The sequence below is a fragment of the Amycolatopsis sp. cmx-11-32 genome, from assembly GCF_047608695.1.
GTDB lineage: Bacteria > Actinomycetota > Actinomycetes > Mycobacteriales > Pseudonocardiaceae > Amycolatopsis.
In genome coordinates, this window is the sequence record NZ_JADNQN010000019.1 from 110,633 (window position 1) to 131,666 (window position 21,034).

Annotated in this window: 20 protein-coding genes and 1 pseudogene; 11 read left to right on the top strand and 10 right to left on the bottom strand. The window is 67.8% G+C overall.

Features of this window, described 5'->3' with window-relative positions; all coding sequences use genetic code 11:
- Position 1: 1 nt before the first annotated feature.
- Positions 2-352, top strand: coding sequence for a DUF5997 family protein (locus ACM6LR_RS36835; protein WP_414942429.1), 351 nt, complete (start codon positions 2-4; stop codon positions 350-352).
- Here the strand turns inward: ACM6LR_RS36835 and ACM6LR_RS36840 are convergent.
- From ACM6LR_RS36840 to ACM6LR_RS36860, 5 genes are all read right to left on the bottom strand, one after another.
- Entirely contained in the window at positions 349-1,092 is a 744-nt protein-coding gene (locus tag ACM6LR_RS36840) for a LysR family substrate-binding domain-containing protein (RefSeq protein ID WP_414945447.1), read from the bottom strand. The two genes, ACM6LR_RS36835 and ACM6LR_RS36840, sit on opposite strands and share 4 nt — an antisense overlap.
- Before the next feature lie 307 nt (positions 1,093-1,399).
- Positions 1,400-2,392 carry an ABC transporter permease gene (locus tag ACM6LR_RS36845; RefSeq protein ID WP_414942407.1) on the bottom strand — a complete coding sequence of 331 codons (993 nt, stop codon included), beginning with the start codon at positions 2,390-2,392 and terminating at the stop codon, positions 1,400-1,402.
- On the bottom strand, positions 2,389-3,345 hold the full coding sequence (locus ACM6LR_RS36850) for an ABC transporter permease (RefSeq protein ID WP_414942408.1): 957 nt from the start codon (positions 3,343-3,345) through the stop codon (positions 2,389-2,391). The genes ACM6LR_RS36845 and ACM6LR_RS36850 overlap by 4 nt, the downstream gene beginning before the upstream one ends.
- A gap of 38 nt (positions 3,346-3,383) precedes the next feature.
- A complete protein-coding gene (locus ACM6LR_RS36855; RefSeq protein WP_414942409.1) occupies positions 3,384-4,859 on the bottom strand; it encodes a sugar ABC transporter ATP-binding protein in 1,476 nt (491 codons plus the stop codon).
- A gap of 2 nt (positions 4,860-4,861) precedes the next feature.
- Positions 4,862-5,932, bottom strand: a complete 1,071-nt coding sequence (locus ACM6LR_RS36860) for an ABC transporter substrate-binding protein (RefSeq protein WP_414942410.1) — start codon at positions 5,930-5,932, stop codon at positions 4,862-4,864.
- A 160-nt stretch (positions 5,933-6,092) separates the two neighbouring features.
- Here ACM6LR_RS36860 and ACM6LR_RS36865 point away from each other — a divergent pair, with 160 nt between their 5' ends.
- The 5 genes and pseudogenes from ACM6LR_RS36865 to ACM6LR_RS36885 all read left to right on the top strand — a co-directional run.
- Entirely contained in the window at positions 6,093-7,091 is a 999-nt protein-coding gene (locus tag ACM6LR_RS36865) for a LacI family DNA-binding transcriptional regulator (RefSeq protein ID WP_414942411.1), read from the top strand.
- Between the two features lie 82 nt (positions 7,092-7,173).
- Positions 7,174-8,277, top strand: a complete 1,104-nt coding sequence (locus ACM6LR_RS36870; RefSeq protein ID WP_414942412.1) for a sensor histidine kinase — start codon at positions 7,174-7,176, stop codon at positions 8,275-8,277.
- Complete coding sequence (locus ACM6LR_RS36875; protein ID WP_414942413.1) at positions 8,274-8,921, top strand: response regulator; 648 nt, start codon at positions 8,274-8,276, stop codon at positions 8,919-8,921. Before ACM6LR_RS36870 ends, ACM6LR_RS36875 begins: the two co-directional genes overlap by 4 nt.
- 96 nt (positions 8,922-9,017) lie before the next feature.
- The gene (locus tag ACM6LR_RS36880; protein WP_414942414.1) at positions 9,018-9,416 is read left to right on the top strand and encodes a hypothetical protein; all 399 of its coding nucleotides are present in this window, start codon (positions 9,018-9,020) and stop codon (positions 9,414-9,416) included.
- A 2-nt stretch (positions 9,417-9,418) separates the two neighbouring features.
- Positions 9,419-10,774: pseudogene (locus tag ACM6LR_RS36885) on the top strand (DJ-1/PfpI family protein); the annotation flags it as partial.
- 38 nt (positions 10,775-10,812) lie between these two features.
- Here ACM6LR_RS36885 and ACM6LR_RS36890 read toward each other — a convergent pair.
- Entirely contained in the window at positions 10,813-11,172 is a 360-nt protein-coding gene (locus ACM6LR_RS36890; protein ID WP_414942415.1) for an antibiotic biosynthesis monooxygenase, read from the bottom strand.
- Between the two features lie 145 nt (positions 11,173-11,317).
- Between ACM6LR_RS36890 and ACM6LR_RS36895 the strand changes: the two genes are divergently transcribed.
- Both ACM6LR_RS36895 and ACM6LR_RS36900 read left to right on the top strand, forming a co-directional pair.
- Complete coding sequence (locus tag ACM6LR_RS36895; RefSeq protein WP_414942416.1) at positions 11,318-12,085, top strand: DUF1206 domain-containing protein; 768 nt, start codon at positions 11,318-11,320, stop codon at positions 12,083-12,085.
- Between the two features lie 51 nt (positions 12,086-12,136).
- Positions 12,137-13,486, top strand: a complete 1,350-nt coding sequence (locus tag ACM6LR_RS36900; protein ID WP_414942417.1) for a DUF2252 domain-containing protein — start codon at positions 12,137-12,139, stop codon at positions 13,484-13,486.
- A 19-nt stretch (positions 13,487-13,505) separates the two neighbouring features.
- On the opposite strand, the gene ACM6LR_RS36905 is transcribed toward ACM6LR_RS36900, so the two are convergent.
- Complete coding sequence (locus ACM6LR_RS36905) at positions 13,506-16,076, bottom strand: FtsX-like permease family protein (protein WP_414942418.1); 2,571 nt, start codon at positions 16,074-16,076, stop codon at positions 13,506-13,508.
- Positions 16,077-16,080: 4 nt separating this feature from the next.
- Complete coding sequence (locus ACM6LR_RS36910; RefSeq protein ID WP_414942419.1) at positions 16,081-16,821, bottom strand: ABC transporter ATP-binding protein; 741 nt, start codon at positions 16,819-16,821, stop codon at positions 16,081-16,083.
- An 852-nt stretch (positions 16,822-17,673) separates the two neighbouring features.
- On the opposite strand from ACM6LR_RS36910, the gene ACM6LR_RS36915 reads away from it, so the two are divergent.
- The 3 genes from ACM6LR_RS36915 (at position 17,674) to ACM6LR_RS36925 (ending at position 19,246) form a co-directional block, all read left to right on the top strand.
- Positions 17,674-18,285: a hypothetical protein gene (locus tag ACM6LR_RS36915; RefSeq protein ID WP_414942420.1), complete on the top strand. Its 612-nt coding sequence runs from the start codon at positions 17,674-17,676 to the stop codon at positions 18,283-18,285.
- Between the two features lie 6 nt (positions 18,286-18,291).
- The gene (locus ACM6LR_RS36920; protein WP_414942421.1) at positions 18,292-18,480 is read left to right on the top strand and encodes a hypothetical protein; all 189 of its coding nucleotides are present in this window, start codon (positions 18,292-18,294) and stop codon (positions 18,478-18,480) included.
- Between the two features lie 223 nt (positions 18,481-18,703).
- Entirely contained in the window at positions 18,704-19,246 is a 543-nt protein-coding gene (locus ACM6LR_RS36925) for a hypothetical protein (protein WP_414942422.1), read from the top strand.
- A 133-nt stretch (positions 19,247-19,379) separates the two neighbouring features.
- Here ACM6LR_RS36925 and ACM6LR_RS36930 read toward each other — a convergent pair whose 3' ends face one another.
- Together ACM6LR_RS36930 and ACM6LR_RS36935 are read right to left on the bottom strand one after the other, a co-directional pair.
- On the bottom strand, positions 19,380-19,622 hold the full coding sequence (locus tag ACM6LR_RS36930; protein WP_414942423.1) for a hypothetical protein: 243 nt from the start codon (positions 19,620-19,622) through the stop codon (positions 19,380-19,382).
- A 921-nt stretch (positions 19,623-20,543) separates the two neighbouring features.
- A complete protein-coding gene (locus ACM6LR_RS36935) occupies positions 20,544-20,798 on the bottom strand; it encodes a glycine betaine ABC transporter substrate-binding protein (RefSeq protein ID WP_414945448.1) in 255 nt (84 codons plus the stop codon).
- Positions 20,799-21,034 lie beyond the last annotated feature (236 nt).

Consider the following 21,034-nt stretch of genomic DNA (forward strand, 5'->3'; position numbering starts at 1 on the left):
CATGAAGCCCGCGACAGCGGCGAAGAAGCTGGGTGTGTACCTCGAGGCCACCCCGGCGGAGTTCCAGGAGGGTGTCGTCTCCCGCGACGAACTGAACGCGCTGCAGGCCGAGCCGCCCGAGTGGCTGCGGGACCTTCGCCGCAACGGCCCGCACCCGCGCCCGGTCATCGCGGCGAAGCTGGGCATCTCCATCAGCGGCCTGGCGCGGGGTGGCATCACCCACGCCCTCACCACGGAGCAGATCGACGCGGTCAAGACCGACAACCCCGACTGGCTCCAGCGGGAGCGCGAAACCCAGGCCGAGGTCCGCAAGGAGGAGGCGCGGGTGAAGGCCGCTCACAGCGAGAGCTAGCTCTTGCGCCGAGGCTTTCCACGCTTCCCGCCTTTGGGAGCGCCGCGCTGTCCCGTCGCCTTCCCGGACGGCGGCTTCCGTCCGCCGGTCTGGGGGCGCTTGCTCTTCTCCTGTTTCTCCTGGGGCTGCTGGCGGCCCCGGGTGCTGTTGACGGTCCGGCCACGGACGATCCCGATGAACTGCTCCATCAGGTCGGTGGTCTCGTCCTCCGGCCAGGAAAGCGCGACGCCGGACTCCGGGGTGCCGGAGATCGGGCGGTAGGTCAGGTCCCGCCGGTGGTACAGCCGCGCGAGGGACTGCGGGACGACGAGGAGCCCGACGCCGGCGGCGACCAGTTCGATAGCGTCCGCCGTGGTGGCCGGGCGCTCCAGCGCGGGTTTCCCGGGCGGCCGCTCCCAGTCCAGCGTGTCGTCGAGCGGGTGCAGCACGACGTCGTCGGCGAGGTCTTCGACAGAGACCTCGTCCGCGGCGGCGACCAGGTGGTCCTTGGGGACGACGACCACGGTCGTCTCGGTGTAGAGCGGGATCGCGTGCAGGCCCTCGCGGTCGATAGGGAGTCTCAGCAGGACGGCGTCCGCCTCGCGCTCCCGGACCAGCGCGGCGGCTTCGGCGGGAGTCGTCTGGACAAGGTCGAGCGGAACGCCGGGCGACCGCTCGTTCCAGATCCGGACCCACTTCGAGGGCGTCACGCCGGGGACGTACGCGAGCTTGAAGGAGAGAGGTACGTCCGGGCCGGTCATGGCGGCAAGGTTACCGGGCGTGGTGTGACTCCCACGCGGTACTGACGCCTTCCGCAGCGGCCAGCGGTCTTGCGGCAGGATCTGGAGTGTCCCACTCTTTCTCCCGCTGCTGCCCAATCGCAATTAGTCCTCTACTTGCGGTAGGCAGGCAGGAGTGAGTGAGTGAGTGAGCGTGCCCCGGATAGCGGGCTGGCCGTTTCGCGTGACTGGTTGGACGTCACGCGTGACGGGATGGACGACACGTGCGCGGCCGGGCCGCGCGCCAAGACGTCAGGGCGCGTGCGGTTCTTCGGTGCGTGCGATCTCCCTATCTCCGGGTGGTCGTACGGGCCAGCGACCGCTGCAGAACCACGACCACCAGCAGGAACGCGCCGCTGACCACCGACTGGTAGTTGCTGTCGAGAGTTCCTATCTGATTGATGACGTTCTGGATGACCGTTCGGATGCCCACTCCGATGACCGTTCCGAGAATCGTGCCCATCCCGCCGGTCAGCAGGGTGCCCCCGATGACGACGACGGAGATGGCGTCCAGTTCGAGGCCGACCCCGATCACCGTGACGCCGGATTGCAGGTAGGCCGCGGTGAGCGCGCCCGCGAGCCCGGAAAGGACACCGCTCATCACGTAGACGGTGACCTTGGTGCGCGCGACCGGCAGTCCCATCAGCTTCGCGGACTGCTCCGAGCCACCGGTCGCGAAAACCGACTGCCCGAACCGGGTCCGCCGCAGCATGAGCCCGCCGATCAGGCACAGGGCCGCGGCGATGAACACCGGATAGCCGAAGCCGAACATCGTGCCGCGACCGAGTTCGACGAACGCCTCGTTCTCAGGGATCTTGTACGTCGTGGCGCCTTCGGAAGTGATCGCGAGCAACAAGCCGCGCGCGAAGAGCAACGTCGCCAGTGTGACGATGAACGGCGCCATCCCGGTTTTCGCCACGAGCAGCCCGTTGATCAGGCCGATCAGCCCGCATACCGCCAGCGGAAGCAGCAGCGCGAGGAGGAATCCCCATTGCGACCCGTAGGCCGCCAAGACCCCGCCGAGCGCGTAGACCGACCCCACCGACAGGTCGATGCCACCGGTGATGATCACGAACGTCATCCCGAGCGCGATGATCGCGAGGAAGGAACTCTGCAGGGCGATGTCGCGCAGGTTGTCCAGGCTGCCGAAGCGCGGGAACAACAGCCACGCCACCGCGACCATGAGCACCAGCGCGATCGCAGCGCCCTGTTTCTGCAGCACTCCGGTCATCAGCTCACGCCGGGTGGAGTCCTGACCGGCCAGTGTGGGCGCCGCGGTCATCGGCTGCTCCGTTCCCGTGCGACGTACACCGCGCCGACGATGATCGCGGCCTGGATCATCTGCGCGGTCGAATCCGGCAGGTTGTGCTTGATGAGCGTGGCGCGGACGAGCTGCATGAGCAGGACGCCCATCACCGTGCCGAGGATGCGGACGCGCCCGCCGGTCAGCGGGGTGCCGCCGACCACGACCGCGGTGATCGCGGACAGTTCCATCAGCAGCCCGGCGTCCGCGGGGTCACCGGCGCCGAGGCGGGCGGTGGAAAGCACCCCGGCCAGCGCGGCAAGGAGCCCGCAGAGCGCGTAGACGCCGATGAGGACGCGGTTGACCGGCAGCCCGGCCAGCACGCTCGCCCGCCGGTTGCCGCCGATGGCGACCAGCCGCCTGCCGAACGCCGTCTTCCCGACCAGCGCCGCCACCAGCACGGCCAGGACGGCCGCGATGAGCACGCTCACCGGGATCCAGAGCACCTCGCCGGTGCCCAACGCCAGGAACGCCGGATCGTGCAGCTGGATGAGCTGGCCGTCGGCGAGCACGAGCGCGAGACCGCGCCCACCGACCAGTAAGGCCAAGGTCGCGACGATCGGTTGAATGCCGACTTTGGCCACGAGGACGCCGTTGAACGCGCCGGCCGCCAGACCCGCCGCGAGCGCGATGGCCACCGCCGGCAACGTCCCCGCCCCGAGATACAGCGGGACGAGCGCGGCCGACAGCGCCATCACCGCGCCCACCGACAGGTCGACGCCCTCGGTGCCGATCACCAGCGCCATCCCGAGCGCCACCACCAGCACCGGAGCGGCCTGGATGAGCTGGGTGCGGAAGTTGCCGACGGTCAGGAAGTTCGCCGTGAACGCGATGTTGAACAGCACCAGCGCGACGACGGCGACGTACACGCCGTACTCCTGCAGCCAGCGCGCCACCCGGGTCCGGTCCACCGTTTTCCCCGTGTCCGCCATGGTGCTTCCAGGATCCTCTGCTCTCTGCTGGGTGCTGGTCATTCCGTGTCCCCGCCCGAAGCGATCGCGGCCAGCACATGGTCCTGGGTCAGCTGCTCCCCCGCCAGTTCCCCGACCACCGCGCCGTCCTTGAGCACGACCAGCCGATCTGCGCCGTCGAGGAGTTCTTCCATCTCCGACGAGATCAACAGGACGGCCAGCCCGTCGCGGGCGAGTTCGTCGATGAGCGCCTGGACCTCCGCCTTCGCGCCGACGTCGATCCCTCGCGTCGGCTCGTCGAGCAGCAGCACCTTGGGTTCGGTGCACAGCCAGCGGGCCAGCAGCACCTTCTGCTGACTGCCACCGGAGAGTTCGGAAACCTTCTGATCGGGGCTGGACACCTTGATGCGCAAGCGTTTCACGAACGTGTCGACGATCCGGTCCTGCCGGCCACGGCTGACCAATCCGAAGCGGGACAGCCTCGGCAACGCGGCGAGCACGATGTTCTCCCGCACCGAAAGATGGGGAATGATCCCCTCGGTCTTGCGGTCTTCGGCGAGCATGCTGACACCCGCGCGCATCGCGGCCGCCACATTCCCTCGCGGGACCGGCTTTCCGCCGACGAGCACGGTGCCGCCGGAAAGGGGCAGGTCGCCGACGATCGCCCGCGCGGTCTCGGTCCTGCCGGAGCCGAGCAACCCGGCGAGCCCCACGATCTCGCCGGGTTTGATCGACACCGAGACATCCGCGAGCCGATTGCCGCTGGTGAGGTTCTCCGCACGCAGCACCGGTTCCCGGCCTGACTCGTGGCCGCCCTCGAAGGCTGTCGCACCGTGGCTGCGGATGTCGCCCACACTGCGGCCCAACATCATCGACACGAGTTCGAGCCGCGGCAGGTCGGCGAGCGGTCCGGTGTGGACACGCTTGCTGTCCCGCAGCACCGTGACGCGCTCGCAGATCCGGTACAGCTCGTCCATCCGGTGACTGACGTACACGATCGCGATCCCGCGTTCGTGCAGTTTGCCGATGACCTCGAACAGCGTCTCGACCTCACGCGGTTCCAAAGAGGACGTCGGCTCGTCCATGATCACGACGTCGGCGTCGACCGACACCGCCCGCGCCAGCGCGACCATCTGCTGGGCGCCGACGCCGAGTGTCCCGAGTGGACGGCGGACGTCGGCGTCGATGCGATAGTCCGCCAGCAGCGCCGCCGCGTCGGAGTTCATCCGCGCCCGGTCGACGAGCCCGAACCGCTTCCTCGGCTCGCGGCCGAGGTACACGTTGCTCGCCACGCTCATCAGCGGGATGAGGTTGACCTCCTGGTAGATCGTGGAGATCGCGCCCCGCGCGCGGATCGTGCCGGAGTCCGGCCGGTGCACGCCGGTGAGCACCTTGATCAGCGTCGACTTGCCGGCGCCGTTCTCGCCGACCAGCGCGTGCACCTCACCCGGCCGGAGCGCGAACGACACGTCGTCCAGCGCGCGTACCCCGGCGAACGTCTTCGTCACGCCTTCGACCTCGAGGACCGGTTCCATCTTCAGTACGCGTTCCCGAGCTTCTGCGCCGCGTTCGCCGAGTCGTACTGGTCGTCGGAGATCACCACGGTCGGCGGGATCTCCTTGCCTGCGGCGAAGTCCTGCAGCGTGGAGAACGCGAGCGGGCCGAAGCGCGGGTTGGACTCGATGACCGCGTTGTAGCTGCCGTCGGCGATCAGCTGGACGGCGTTGCGGGTACCGTCGATCGAGACGATCTTGACGTCCTTGCCCGGTGTCTTGCCCGCGGCCTTGAGCGCGGTGACCGCGCCGATGCCCATCTCGTCGTTCTCGGCGTAGACGGCGGTGATCTCGGGGTTGCTCTGGATCAGCTGCTCCATGACCCCCTGGCCCTTGGACCGGTCGAACTCACCGGTCTGCTCGGCGACGATCGAGACACCCGGCGTCGAGGCGATCTCGTCCTTGAAACCCTTGGTGCGGTCGGTGGTCACGTTGTTGCCCGAAGCGCCGAGCAGGATCGCGACCTTGCCGGTGCCGCCGGTCGCGTTCACCATCTCCTGTGCCGCGCGCTTGCCCTGCTCGACGAAGTTCGACCCGATGAAGGTCAGGTAGTCGGAGCACGGCTGCGAAGTCACCTTGCGGTCGATCGTGATGACCGGGACCTTCTTGGCCTTCGCCGCGTCGAGTGCCGGCTGCAGGCCGTCGGAGTTCAGCGGCGCCACGATGAGCAGCTGCGCGCCCCGGTCCAGCAGCGATTTGATGTCGCTGACCTGCTTGTTGAGATCGCTCTGCGCGTTGGTGACCAGGAGTTTGTCCGCCGGGACACCGAGTTTCGCCGCTTCGTCCTTGATGGACTGTGTCTCGGCGATCCGGAACGGGTTCGCCTCCTTCTCCGACTGGGAGAAGCCGATGACCGCGTTCTTCACGTCCACCTGCGGGTATCCGGTCTTCTCGCGGGCGCATCCCGGCCCGGTCGCGGCCCGGCTCGGCGCCGCCGAAGCGGCCGGTCCCGCCCCCGACGGGGCGGCTTGCTGGGTTTCGCGGCTGGTGCAGGCCGTCAGCGCGAGCGCGAGGCCGGTCACCAGGACCAGGGTGCGGCGGATGGGCAGGGACATCGATCGCTCCTCGGGGAAGTCGAGCACACGGGCCTGCGGTGACCCATGTCACTCACAGGGACGATGCCAGATTTACATCGTTGGTACAACGTTGTAAATCCGCCGTTCGCGCGGTTAGGCTGTGCCGGATCTGTGCCGGATCTCTCAGAGGGGAGCGAGGGTGGCCACGCTCAAGGACGTCGCCAGGCTTGCGGGCGTCTCGGTCAAGACCGTGTCGAACGTGGTCAACGGCTACGACTTCGTGAAGCCGGAGAACCGCAGGCGGGTCGAGGAGGCACTGGCGTCGACCGGCTACCGGCCCAATCTCGGTGCCCGCAACCTTCGCCGTGGCCGCACCGGGTTCCTCGGGCTGATGCTGCCCGAACTGAGCATCCCGTACTTCGGTGAGCTCGCGGGCCTGGTGCTGCAAGCGGCGCAGGAGCACGAGTGGAACGTCCTCATCGAACAGACCCTCGGCACCAGGGATCGGGAGCGCAACGCGTTGTCCGCGCTGGGCCCGCATCTGATCGACGGGGCGATCATCAGCCCGGAAGCGTTGCACACCGAAGATTTCGGCGATCTGGCGCCAGGCGTGCCGCTGGTGATGCTCGGCGAGCACGTCGTGGACGTCCCGATAGACCACGTCGGCATCGACAACGTCCAGGCCGCCCGGATCGCGGTGCGGCATCTGCTCTCCCTCGGCCGTCGCCGGATCGCCGCGATCGGCGCGCATCCGCAGCGCCACACCGCCGCGCAACGGCTGGAGGGTTACCACCTCGCGCTCGAGGAGGCCGGCGTCGCGTCCACGCCGGAACTGGTCCTGCCCGCGCTGCGCTACCACCGCGCGAACGGGGCCGAGGCGATGGCGCATCTGCTCGCGCTGCCGGAACCGCCGGACGCGGTCTTCTGCTTCAACGACCTCCTCGCCATCGGTGCACTGCGCGCCGCCGCCGAGCGGGGCGTCCAGGTGCCGTCCGACATGGCGATCGTGGGCTTCGACAACAACGAAGAGAGCGCGTACAGCCTGCCCTCGCTGACGACGATCGCCCCGGACAAGGCGGCGATCGCGCGGGCGGCGGTCGATCTGCTAAGGCGCCGCATCGCGGGCGGGAGTGACCTCGAACCCGAAGACGTCCAGACCCCCTTCTCGCTGGAGATCCGGAACAGCACGATCGCCTGACTCCGCGTTTCGTCCTCTAGTTGCGGTAGTTCCGGGTACGAAGTACCGCAACTAGAGGACTAATTGCGTTTATTGTGTGTCCGTGAACCGGGCCCTGGCCGTGCTGACCCTCGTCGCGTATGTGACGTTGCCCCTCGGCTCGGCCAAGTACGAGACGCTCGTGCTGCCGACGCTCGTCGTCGGGCTGGTCTACGCGGCGATCGCGATCGTCGGCTTCCCCTGGGTCCAGAAACGCGGACGCGCCCTCGCGATCGCGTATGTCTGTGTTCAGTTACCGCTCGGCTTCACCCTGTTCTCGCTCTCGGGTGCCGCTGTCGGATCGGTCCTGCTTCTCGTGGTCCTCGTCTGCCACACCGTGTTGTCGCTGCCACTGCCCGTGGCGTTCGGGGTCGCGGTGCTGATTCCGTTGATCCACCTGCCGATGTCGCCGTTGGACGGGCTCCGCGAAGGGCTCGGGACGCTCGCGGTCATGGTGTTCGCCGCCGTCGTGACCGAGTTGGTCGTCCGGGAGAAGCGGGCGCGGGAGGAACTGGCCGAGGCGCACGAACGGCTTCGTGACTACGCCGCCCAGGCCGAACAACTCGCGACGACCCAGGAGCGCAACCGGCTCGCGCGCGACATCCACGACGGACTCGGCCATCATCTGACGGTCGTGCAGATGATGTTGCAGGCCGCCCGCGCGGTGATCGGTACCGCCGGCACGGAGCGGGTCGACGGGATGCTCGCCAAGGCGCAGGACCAGTCTCGGGAGGCGCTGGCGGAGGTCCGCCGCTCAGTCTCGGCATTACGGGAGCCGCGCTCCAAGCCACTCGCGGACGCGTTGCGGGTGCTCGCGGACGAGGCGTCCGCGGTGGGCGTGCCGACCGGGTTCGAGATCAAGGGGACGGCGAGGGAGACCCGCGCCGAGGTGGAGGAGTCGCTGTTCCGGGCGGCCCAGGAAGGACTGACCAACGTACGCAAGCACGCGCGGGCCAACGCGGCGACCGTGGTGCTCGACTACGCCGTCACCGATCGTGTCCGGCTCGAAGTCCGTGACGACGGCCTCGGGCTCGCCGCAGATTGCCCGTCGGACAAGGGCTTCGGGCTCGTCGGGCTGCGGGAGCGGGTGGCCGGGCTCGGCGGGCAAGTCTCTGTCGGCTCCGACGCGGGGAACGGCCTGACGCTCACCGTGGAGGTGCCGGGATGAGCGTTCGCGTCCTGATCGTCGACGACCAGGCGTTGTTCCGCGAAGCACTGGCGACCTTGCTGGAAGTCCAGCCGGAGATCGAGGTCGTCGGTGAGGCGGGTGACGGGGAGCAGGCCGTGCGGCTTTGTGCCGAACTCCGTCCTGACGTCGCGCTGATGGATCTGCGCATGCCGGTGCTGGACGGGATCGCGGCCACCACCCGGTTGCGGGCCGAGCAACCTGGCGTACGCGTGCTGGCGCTGACCACTTTCGACGACGACGCGGACGTCTTTGCCGCGCTGCGGGCGGGGGCCGTCGGCTATCTGCTCAAGGACGTCTCGTCGACCCGGCTGGTGGAGGCGCTGGTCGCGGCCAAGCGAGGTGAGTCGGTCCTGCAACCGTCGGTGGCGGCGAAGCTCGTCGCCAGGGTGGCGCGGTTGCCTGCCGAGACACCGCGCGCCCAGCCGCTGACGACGCCGCTGTCCGACCGTGAACTGGAAGTGGTCCGGCTCCTGGCGGACGGCCACAGCAACCGGGAGATCGCCAAAACGCTGTTCCTCGCCGAGGGCACGGTGAAGAACCTCGTGACGAGCGTGCTGGCCAAGCTCCAGGTGCGGGACCGGACCCAGGCGGCCTTGCGCGCGAGAGAACTCGGCCTCTTCTGACGGGTCACATGACCCCGTCCATGACTTCCGGCACCTGCCGACATGCCTTGCCGCGGCCGAACATTGCTCCCATCGAACCGATCGAGGGAGCCGAAAATGAATCACACGATCGAACCGAAGACCCGTAACCGGGCCGTCCTGCACTTCATCCGGCACGCCGTGGAAATGCTCCTCGCGATGGTGGCCGGGATGCTCGTCCTCGAACCGGTCTGGTCGTTCCTGTGGCCGGACCTGGCGAAGAACGTGACCGCGAGCGCGCTGGTGATGGCGACAAACATGTCGCTCGGCATGGCGTTGTGGATGCGGATCCGGCGCCACGGCTGGGTTTCGATCGCGGAGATGTCGGCCGCGATGTACTTGCCCTACGTTCTCGTCCTGCCGTTCTTCTGGACCGGACTGGTCTCCGGACCGACGGTGATGACGGCCGGGCACGTGCTGATGGTGCCCGCGATGCTCGCCGCCATGCTCCGCCGCCGCGTCGAGTACGGGGCCTGACCATGCGCGCCTTCCTCCGCGTCACGCTGACCGTGCTGGCGTTCACCGTCGCCGCACTAGCCCTGCCGCTCACCCTGGGCGGGATCACGCTCAGCGCCAGCTTCGAGAACCGCTACACACCGAGAACCGACGGGATCTCGCCACAGCCGGTGCGCCGGGCGCACGATTCCGCCAAGCCGACCGCGGTGGTCGTCGTGGGAAACGAGGGCGCCGTCGTCTCCGATACCTTGGCCCCGTTCGAAGTCCTGGCGACGAGCGGCGCGTTCAACGTCTACACCGTCGCACCCGAGGCCAGGCCGGTCACCCTGACCGGCGGACTCGACCTGATCCCCGACCTCGGCTTCGCCGACCTCGACAGGCTGCTCTCGTCCGCCGCCCCGGACGTCGTGGTGGTGCCCGCCTTGCCGGATCTCGGCGAGCCGACCACGCGACCGGTGACCGACTGGCTCCGGCAGCAGTCGTCGAAGGGCGCGCTGCTCGTGAGTGTCTGCAACGGTTCGGGTGTCCTCGCCTCGGCCGGGCTTCTCGATGGGCGGCAAGCCACCGCGCACTGGTCGCGTATCGGCGGCTTCGACGACGAGTTCCCCGCCGTGGACTGGATCCGCGGCACGCGCTATGTCGACGACGGCACCATCGTGACCACGGCCGGGATCCTGTCCGGGATCGACGGGGCGCTCCGGGTCACCGAGCGGCTCGCCGGCACCGAAACCGCACGGAAGGCGGCCGAGGCCGTCGGGTGGACGCACTACTCCCCCGGCGCAAGCACGCCGATGGCGCAGCACACCTTCGAGGCCGCGGACACCGTCGTCGGGTTCAACACCGCCTTCCGGTGGGACAAGCCGATGCTGGGCGTCCTGCTGACCACCGGGATCCGTGAGCTGGAACTCGCCGCGGTGTTCGACACCTACGGCCAATCGCTGGCGGTCGAAACAACGGCCGTCGGCCTGGACGGCGCGCCGATCCGGTCCCGGCACGGGCTGACTTTCGCCCCGAGGGGCACGCCTGCCGAGGACGACGTCGACCGGTTGATCGTGCCGGGCGCCGACGCGGCCGCGACGCACGCCGCCGAAGGATACTCACCCGTGTACCTGCACACCGGGCCGGGCTTCCCGTTCGACGCCGTGCTCCAAGACCTGGTGCGCACCACGGACACCGCGACCACGCGATGGACGGCCAGAACCCTGGAGTACCAGACCGGACACCTGGCGCTCGGCGGCGCCGCGTGGCCGTGGACGGTCACGCTCCGGCCGTTCGGGCTCGCCGTCCTCGGACTGCTCGCGGCCTTCGGGATCCGTGCTCGCTATCGCGGGATCCGGCGGACGGAGCCGACCGGGCGACGCGGGGTGGTCGTGCCCGGACCGGCGGACCGGGACTTTCGGCCCTCCCGGCGACGCGATCAGCCACCTACCCGCGGGCCCGGGCCCGTCTCGCGGACGACGCGATAGCGCGGGTTCGCGCTCACCCGTGACTCCACCTCTCCTGGAAGGCCGTCGAGCGCCGCCTGGATGGCTTCAAGACGGCCTGCGGTGTCCGACGTCTCCTCGAAATGCCGGTAGTCCGCCTCGCTCGCCCAGCTGACGAGGTTGAAGACCCGTGTCCCGTCGATGCTCGCGTGGAAACGCGCCGAGACGTAGCCCGGGTAGAACCGGACCCAGCGGTCCTGGATTTCGGCGAAAGCCTCCACCAACGCCGTCTGGGTCTCGGGTCCGTCGACCGCGTACTCGATGATCGAGTAGAAACCCTTGTCCTCACTCATGGTCACTCCTTCAAGTCGGTCACATCAGGATTCACCCTCCACTTAGGTGGAGATCAAGTGCGGCTTGATCACGAAACTTGACAGATCGGACACATTGCTCCGGCCGGCCCTGGTCAACAGGCGCGCGCTCGACAAGGATCACCCGATGCGCGACAGCAAGACGTTCGACCTGATCGCCCGAGGCGGGCTCGTCTGTTACGCGGTCGTGCACCTGCTCGTCGCGTGGCTCGCGGCGCAGGTCGCGCTCGGCGACAAGGCCAAGGCGGACAAGGCGGGCGCCTTGCAGGTGGTGGTCGCGGAAGGCGGCGCGTGGCTACTGTGGCTGATCGCGGCCGGTCTCGCCGTACTGGCGTTGTGGCAGCTCAGCGAGGCGGTCACCGGGCACCGGCAGGTGAAGGCGCGGCGGCGGACGGTCCGCCGGATCGTCAGCGGGATCGAGGTCGTGCTGTACGGCCTCGTCTCCTACAGCGCGGTGAAGGTCGCCATCGCGGGCGCCGACGACGGGCAAGGCTCGCTGGTCGCCGACATCCTCGCGCAGTCCTACGGCCAGGTTCTGGTGACCGTCGTCGGGATCGCCGTCGTGGCGGTGGCGGTGTTCCTCGCCCAGCGCGGGTTCCGGAAGACGTTCGTGCGGGAACTCGACTTCGGCAGTGCCTCCGGAACGACCCGCACCACGACGATCCGCCTCGGCCAGGTCGGCTGGATCGCGCTCTCCGCCGCGTACGGCACCATCGGCGTCCTGACCGTCATCGCCGCGGTCACCTTCGACCCCGCCAAGGCGAGCGGGCTCGACGTCGCGCTGAAGACGCTGGTCGCGCAGCCCTACGGTGGCCCGATGCTGCTCGCGCTCGCGGCCGGTATCGCCGCGTTCGGCGCCTTCGCGCTGCTGGACGCGCGATTCCGGAAGATCTGAGCTGCCCGGCACGCCGACCTGTGGCACGGTGAGAGCCGTCTGGAGGTCGCAATGGCAGGTGTGGTCGAATGGATCCGCGAGCAGGGTGAGGACGATCGGCAGGCGCGGATCGTCGAGGTGCTGGTGGAGGCCTTCGAAGACCTCATGCGCGCGGACGCCGACGCGTTCCGCCGTAAGTTCCGCAAGATGGCGGCCGCGCCGTTCGCCTTCTACCGCGGTTCCGCGTGCTTGTTCTACGCGGACATGGCGCACGAGGACGACCCGTGGGCGAACGACGAGACCAGCCGGGTGTGGATCCAGGGCGACCTCCACGCCGAGAACTTCGGCAGTTACATGGATTCGTCCGGGACACTGGTGTTCGACGTCAACGACTTCGACGAGGCCTATCTGGGCTGCTTCACCTGGGATCTCAAGCGGCTGGCGGCCAGTGTCGCGCTGCTGGCGTGGAGCAAGGCGATCTCGGACGACGACATCGAGACGCTGATCGGCACCTATCTGCGTGCCTACGTGAAGCAGGTCCGCGAGTACGCCGAGCGCCCCGGCGACGAGCTTGTCCGGCTCCAGCTCGACAGCACCGAAGGCATCCTGCACAACGTGCTGCTCCGGGCCCGGCTGAAGACCCGGATCGACCTGCTCGATGCAGTGACCACAGTGGAGGACTACGACCGCAGGTTCCGGCACGGGCCGGGGGTCCGGGTCCTGGAGAAGGCGGAACGCAAGACCGCGATCGCCGCCTTCGAGTCCTATTTGGACACCATCCCGGAGCACAAGCGGTTCGGCAGCATCACCTACCGGGTCAAGGACATCGTCGGCAGGACCGGATTCGGCATCGGCTCGGCCGGGCTGCCCGCGTACAACATCCTCGTCGAAGGACGTACCCAGGCGTTGGAGAACGACGTCGTCCTGTCGATGAAACAAGGGAATGTCGCGGCGCCGAGCCGGATCGTGTCCGAGCAGAGCATCCGCGGCTACTTCACCAACGAGGGTCACCGCACCGCCGTTTCGCAGCGCGCGCTGCAGGCACACGCGGATCCTTGGCTCGGGTACACGGAGATCGACGGCACCGGGTTCGTCGTCTCGGAGTTGTCACCCTACGTCGACGACCTGGACTGGTCGGATCTGACCGAGCCGTCGGAGATGCGTCCGGTGCTCGACTACCTGGGCCGGGCCACCGCGAAGATGCACTGTGTGTCCGATTCGGACTCCGATCAGACACTGGTCGACTTCCAGAGCGAAGCGGCCATCGCCGGGGTGATCGGCGACCGCGAGGACGAGTTCGTCCGCACGCTCACCGAGTTCGGGATGGCCTACGCCGAGCAGTCACGGGAAGATCACCGGTTGTTCGTGGACGCCTTCCGCGGTGGGAAGATCCCCGCCGTCCGGCCTGCCGCGGAGGGTTGACCGGACGACGGGGAACCGTCTATTCGCGGAGACCGATCGCTTCGATCGGCTTCGACCGCAACGCCACCCGGGTGGACAGGCCGAGGGAGACCACGCCGAGCAGGATCGCCCCGGCGATGACCCCGCCGAAGACGACGACCGGACCGGACGGCAGCGGCGTCCCTCGCAGTCCGAGGTTCAGCAGTACCAGGGGAACCCCCGCCACCACCGTGCCGAGCAGGGCCGCGACCCCCACCGTCGCCAGCGCTTCGAACCGCATCATCCGGACGACCTGGCGCTTCGTGGTGCCGATCAGCCGCAGCAGCGCGAACTCCCGCGAACGCTGCGCCGTGCTCATCACCAGCGTGTTGGCCACCGAAATCACGACGTAGCCGAGGATCACGCCGACCGCGACCAGGTTCACGTAGAACTGAGCCTGCTGCTGGCCGCCGTCGGGCGCGGCCACCGCCGATCCCGGCGTCACGACCAGCCCCGGATATCGGACGGCGAGGTCACGCAGCGCGGCGGCCACCGTCGCGGTGTCGGCGGTGGTTTCCTGCCGCACCAGCACCGAATCGTCCCTCCGGTCACCGGTGTGCGCCCTCGCCAACTCGACCGGCAGCACGTAGCGGCCGAACGCCTGGTCGTGGCTGTAGGTGGCGACCAGCCGCAGTTTCGCCGGAGCGCCGTCAGCGTAGAAGAACTCGACCTCGTCGCCGATCTTCTTTTCGTACCAGTCGGCTTCCGACTCGCTCATCGCCACGGTGTTCCCGGTCAGGTCGGTGATCTTGCCCGACACGACGCCCAGGTCCAGGTTCCCGCGCACCTGATTGCCGTCCAGACCCTGCGCCCCGTACCGCTCGACGCGCAGCCTTTCCTGCTCCTGCACCGTGTTCATCACCTCGGTGCGCACGACCGGGGTCGCGACGGCGACGCCGGGGATCCGCCGCACGGCCTCGGCCACCTCCGGGGACAGGCCGCCGGTACCGCTGGCGAGCACGTGGTCCGCGGTGGTCGACTCGACGGTCTCCTCCTGCCGGGCGGCCGCGGCGGTGGTCTGGCTGTAGAACATCGTCAGCGCGAACGAGACCGCCAGCATCACCGGCGTCACCGCGGCGGCCAGGCGCCGCGAGTTGGCCTGGTTGTTCGCGGCGGCCAGGTAGCCGCTGATCCGCGATGTCCGGTTGAGCACCGGTGCGATCAACCGCGTCATGAACGCGACCACCTTGGGGCTGACCACGGCCAGTCCGATCACGATGATCAGCGCCGACCCCGACGAAGCGGCGAGTCCCGCGTCGCCGCGCAGGAAGATCGGGACCATCGAGCCGCCGAGACCGGCCACCACCAGCGCGCAGCCGATGATGACGCGCACGCGGCCGAGTTCACGCCGCTCCACCGCGGCCTCGCCGAGCGCCTCCACCGGGCGGATCGACGACGGACGTCGCGATGCCGACCACGCGGCCAGCCGGGCCGTGCCCAGACTGAGCACCAGTGCGGCGACGAGCGGGATCGGACTGAGCGCCAGTTCGAAGTCCGGCGGGATCACCCCGATGGCGCCGAAGGCGTTCCTCAGGCCGAAGCCCACCGCCACGCCGAGGCCGCTGCCCAGCACACCGGCGACCGACGCGACCAGCATCGTCTCCGCGCCGATGAGTTTGCGGATCTGCTGAGGAGTCGCCGCGATCGCCCGCAGCAACGCGAACTCCCGGCGACGCTGGTTGATGACCAGCGCCAGCGTGCTGGCCACGACGAACACCGCGATGAGGAGCGCGAAGCCACCGAAGGAGCCCGCGAGCGCCATCAGCAGCATCCGCGTCTGGCTGACGTCGAGGAACTCGACCGTGCTGCGCTCTACCCCGGTCGTCACCGTCACCTTGTCGGTGCCGACCGCGTCGCTGATCCGGTCGGCGAGGTCGCCCGGCGTGACACCCGGGTCCGCCAGTACGCCGATCGCGTGCACCTGGCCTGGTATCCCGGCGAGTTCGGTTGCCTTCTCCGGGGAGAAGAAGACCGAGGACTGGCGGGAGAGGCCGTCACCCGACTTCGGCGCGGCGATCCCGGAGACCCGGTAGTCCACCGGCGTCGAACGGACGGCGATCTTCACCGGGTGCCCGATGGTGACACCGCTGCGGGCGGCCAAGTCGGCGTCGAGGACCACCTCGTCGGCGCGCGTGGGTGCCTGGCCGTCACGCAGCGAGAACGGGGCCAGCGTGGCGGCGTCCCAGTTGTGCCCCAGTGACTGGCCGCCCTCCGGCCCGGTCAGCGCCTGGCCGTCGGCCTTCACCACGTTGGCGGGGAAGCTCTGCTCCGCCACCACGCCGCGGACCCCCGGCACCGACTTGATCGTCCCGGCGATCGCCACCGGCACCGAGGCCTGCTCTCCGACCTGCTGGCTTTCCATCGGGCCCGCCCCTGGCGGGTCGACCGTCTGCTGTCCACCGACGACGACCGCCGCGTCGGCGTACCGCTGCGTCGGGACCCCCGCCCGCAGCCCGGACTCCATCAGGATGCCGCAGCCGGCGACCAGCGCCGTGCCGCAGAGGATCGCGATGAACGCGCCGATGAAGCCGCTCAGGCGGGTCTTGATCGTCTGCCATGCCAAATCCCACATGACGTCACCACTCCCCGAGGTGGGTCATGCGCTCGGCCACCCGGTCCGGGGTGGGCTGCGGAAGGTGACCCGCCAGCTTGCCGTCGGCCAGGAACAGCACGCCATGCGCGGCCGACGCCGCGACCGGATCGTGTGTGACCATCAACACGGTCTGCCCCATGTCGTCCACAATGGAGCGGAGCAGGTCGAGGACCTGACGCGCCGTGCGGGTGTCCAACGCTCCGGTCGGCTCGTCGGCGAGGACGACCTCCGGCCTCGTGATCAGCGCGCGGGCGATCGCGACGCGCTGCTGCTGGCCGCCGGACAGCTCCGACGGGCGGTGTTCGAGCCGCTTGGCGATCCCGACGCCCTCGACGATCTCGCGCATCCACTGCGGGTCGGGCTTCTTCCCGGCCAGCCGCATCGGCAGCGTGATGTTCTGCAAAACGTTCAGCGACGGCAGCAGGTTGTAGGCCTGGAAAATGAACCCGATGCGGGTCCTCCGCAGCTCAGTGAGCGCTTTCTCCTTCAGCCTGCTCAGTTCCGTGTCGCCCAGCAGCACTCGCCCCGAACTCGGCCGGTCCAGCCCGGCCGCGCAGTGCAGGAAGGTGCTCTTGCCCGATCCCGACGGTCCCATCACAGCGGTGAACGTGCCCCTGCGCACCCCTACGGTCACCCCGTTCAAAGCCGTGACCGCGCCATCACCGGATCCGTAGACCTTGCTCACGGATTCCAGCTCCAAGGCGCACGTGCCCCCTGCATTCATCATTTCCCCTTAACCGGTGGTGATCTGTCTCGTCACAACCTACGGATGACGATGACCGCGATCGACCCCGCAAGGGTGAAGACTCCTGGTAGCGCAGGCACCACCATGAGCCATGGCTGGTAGGGCAATCGCCCAGCCCAGTCAGGTCAAACCGAGGGCAGCACGGCAATCCATGCTCACGGAGATGACGAAGGGCACGCAGGCCCCTCCCACTCGGTACCCACGGCGAATTCGACTCTATGGCAACGTTGATGGACGATGGATCCCCAAGACCAAGCTTGCCAGGGGGATTCGCCTACACCGATGGCGCCATGGCAAACTACCGCAACCACACCGGCGAAACCCTGCTCACCTGCTTCGCCGAGTTGAAACGCAGCTCGAGCCATCACCGTCGTCGCTGACGCAGGCACAAGCCCCACAGCCTTCCCCGACACAGCCGTGACCAGTGCCGATCGATACCTGCTCTCACTGCTCTCACCTGTGCCTCTCATCACTCCTAGCAAGCCCCTGACCGCATCCTCACGCCTGATCGAGGCTATACCTGCGTTCCTTGAGCGCGTTCGCGAGGAATGCGCTCCGACCACAGTGGACCGGTACGTCGTAACGCTGAAGACACACATCATTCCTGGGATTGGGCAGCTCCTGTTCACCGAGTGCACTGTCAGTCGTCTGCAGCAGTTCGAGGCTGGGTTGAGGAGTAAGCAGCACCTCAAGCCACAGGAGAGGCAAAGCAAGTTAAGCCCAAGAAGCTGGCACCGACGACACGACGCGTTGTTCGTGAGGTCACCCGCGGCCTGCTTCAGTTCGGCGTGGAGGCAGTCATACTCACCCACCCACAACCCGGTCAAGTCGATGCGTCGAATCGTGGGAGGACCACAGAACGCCGCAAAAGCGGTCACCGCAGAGGCGGTTCCCTCGCTGTTCGCCAAAATCGACGGCGACAAGCTGGCGCGTGACGCTGACCTGCCTACCATCACCCGGGCGCTATTTGGTCTAGGAACCAGGCTTGGCGAGACCGTGGCCCTCTCATGGCAATACGTCAACCTCAGTGACGAACCGATCACACGAACTGTGTTCGCCGGAACACCCGGCGAAGAGACACGTAAGATCCCGCCAAAGCACCTGTGGATCAATGCGACGATCACTGAGCCGGTCGGGTTGGGAGCCCAGCGCACCCCAGTGAAGTCGAAGCGTTCGAACCTGCGCAAGTCAGCCGACGTCGCCGAAGATGAATTCGTGTTCCCCCACCCCTACACGGGCACCTGGCGCACGCCCAAGAACGTCGGTAATGCGCTGTACACGATGCGGAGGCGGATCGGCGTCCCTGACTTCAAGAGCCATGCCGGCAGTCATGCCACCGGTGACTTCACGTGCACGCACTATGTAGTGGCCGGCACAGCGAATCCTCAGGCCGCCGACATTCTTGACCGCGCGCTCAGCGGGGCGCCAGTTATCCAGACGTGAGCCCTGGTGGATCAGCTGGATCTGCCCGGCCCCGGCGGCAGCACCACGAGCGCGATCGTCAGCCCGTCGACCTCACTCGGATGCTTCTGCGCCGAGCGCGACGGGTTGATCGTGATCCACTCCCCCGCTTCCAGGCCGCCGGCGTCCCGGCACGCCGTGCAGATGAACGCCGACGTGCCATACCAGTGGGAGTAGTTGGCCTGGACCCCGCCAGGGACAGGTCACAGCCCCACGGGCAGTGTTCGCCCGCCGACGTCGACTGTGATGGCCGCATCGGCAGATCTTCAGGCGGGACCGTGTCGAACACATGGCCGACTCTAATGGCCTAAGGTCGGGGTGTGGAGACGGAATCCGGTGCCAAGAAGTGCTCGAAGTGCGGCGATCGTGAAACGGGGCCCGGCGGGATACTGTGCCCGCGGTGCCGCACCGAGATCGAGACCGCGCCGCCCAGCTACTAACCCGCCCCGGCAGCGACACGACGCCCGTCGGCGAGCGCGAGAACGGGCCCACCGCACCCGGAGACGCCGAGGACGTCGAAGTGCTCGGCCTAGTCTTCCGCTACTGGATCGGAGGCACCTCATTGGCGACCGCCGAGGTGCACGATGTCGGCCCCGGCGGGATCGTCTATGGGCCGCGGAATGTGCCGCACACCTTCCAGAGCCTGCCGGGCAAGGGACGGGTGACGGTCGTGGTGAGCCCCACTGTCAGTCAGGACTACTTCCTCCAGGTCGGCGGCAGCGACGCCAGGGAGGATTTCGACCATCTCGACCGGCTTGAGCGGTACGGCAGTTACGTGCTCGACCGAGCATCTGTCGACGGTGCCTGGCATCTTGCTCAAGCCTGGGGCACGTCCGCGTCAGGTTTCGAGGGCCCAACGCGCTTAACGCATCTTCGGCGCGAAGCCCGCTCTCTCGAAGACTCCGAACTCGCCGCGTCCACGTTCAGGCTGGCGCGGTCGTAACCCTGCTCGGCGGCGACCCGGAGCGTTCCGATGGCCATGAAACGCGCGTCGCGGACGCCGGTGGCCTCGGTGTCGGCGTCCCCGGAGCAGGAAGCTGACCTCGGGACGAACCGTCTGGTTCTTCCGCAGCTTTTTAGGGGACGGCACCGCACTCCAGTGGTCCTCGAACAACTCGTTCCGCGCCGACCGGAAGTCCTCGTTGTTCGGCCAGTCCGGCGATCTGCTCGGGCCGGTTGACGTCGACCACGAGTTTCGACGCCGGGTGATGCATCCCGTGCAACACCTTCTCCGCCGCGACCCCGGCTTCCACGAGCGTGGTGCCGACACCGCGGCGGAGGGTGTCTTCCGCGGTGTAGTTCTCGCCGATCTCGTCCACGGTCTCGACCGCGTTGAGAAGATCCGCCGGCGGATTGTCGCGTCATTTCGGTGGGCGCGGCAGGATCGAACCTACGACCGCTCGGGTATATACCGGGTGCTCTCCCGCTCGGCCGCGTCCACCGCAAGGACGGATTTCTGGCCGTTGCTGCGGCCTGGCCAACGGCGACGGTTTCGTGTCGTCAGCTGTGAGTCGGGCCGCAGGGCAACCCGATCGACCTCATGTTGCCGTCCAAAAGGGACCAGCCCTCCACGCAGACGTTGCCCACCCCGCGGGCCAGAAACCACTCGGTCCACTGGTAGGCAGGTCGTTCCTGAGAGGGGGTGTACTTGTCCAGGCCGGGCCCCCAGAGATGGAAGTGACCCCAGTGCGTAGCGCCGAACGGCGGGTTGGATCGGAAGGCCGCACGGACGCTGTAGTAGCCCCCGCTCTTGCTGTTCACCTCCATGCAGACCTGATGATTACAGTATTGCTCGTTCGTAGTACCGGACGACGAAGCCGACGCCGTGGGCGCGGCGACGACAAGTGCTGTCACCACACCGATCATCGCTACCGCCGCTCTTAACCATCGCATGTTTCTTTCTCCTCGCTTGAAGGAATAGTGCAGGCTGACGCCTCGGGATCTGCTTGCCACTGGATGCCTGGAACAGGCCGAACCGGACGGTCGGCAATGCGTAGCTTTCCGCACTCGACCGGCGTCTTCCCCCGCGCACAGTCTCCAGCTACGAATACCGCGTATTCCTGTTCAGCTCACCGGCCTGTTCCCATATCATGCCCGGATCATTCAGCGCCTTTCAAGGGCGTGCTGATGCCGATACCTCGCACTTTGATAATCGTCTGTATATCGATGCGCGACAGCAGCGGAATCCCGGCGCGGCGACATGGTCCGCTGATCAAGCCCCGTCCGCCCGCGCGGACGGTTCAGCTGATGAAGCCCGCCGACTTGAGCCAGTCGCGGGCGACCGTGGCGGACTTCTGGCCGTCGACTCTGACCTTCTTGTCCAGGTCCGTGAGCGCCGCGGTGTCGAGCTTCGCGGCGATCGGCGTGAAGATCTGCTCCAGCTGCGGGTATTTCTGAGCGAGCGGAGTGGCGATCGTGATCGCGGCCCAATGGGATGAACGACGTGATCGGGGCGCTTTCTGGTTTCGACACGCAACCGCGATCGTCTCCGTCATGGCATTGAGTTGACGTGTCGATGACGTCATCGCCCTCATGAAATCCGACGCCCCTATTCAAACACTGTAGTCATGATTATAAGAACCTGGAGTTTCTGTTCTAGTACTACAGCCGGTGGGCGGGGAGCGTGCGGAGCAGTCGCTCAGCACGGTCCGCCTGGAGGACCTGGCCGTGTCGGTGTGAGGCCGGTGGTGTCAGCGCTTCAGGCTGCGGTAGGCGCGTTGTTGGCAACTTC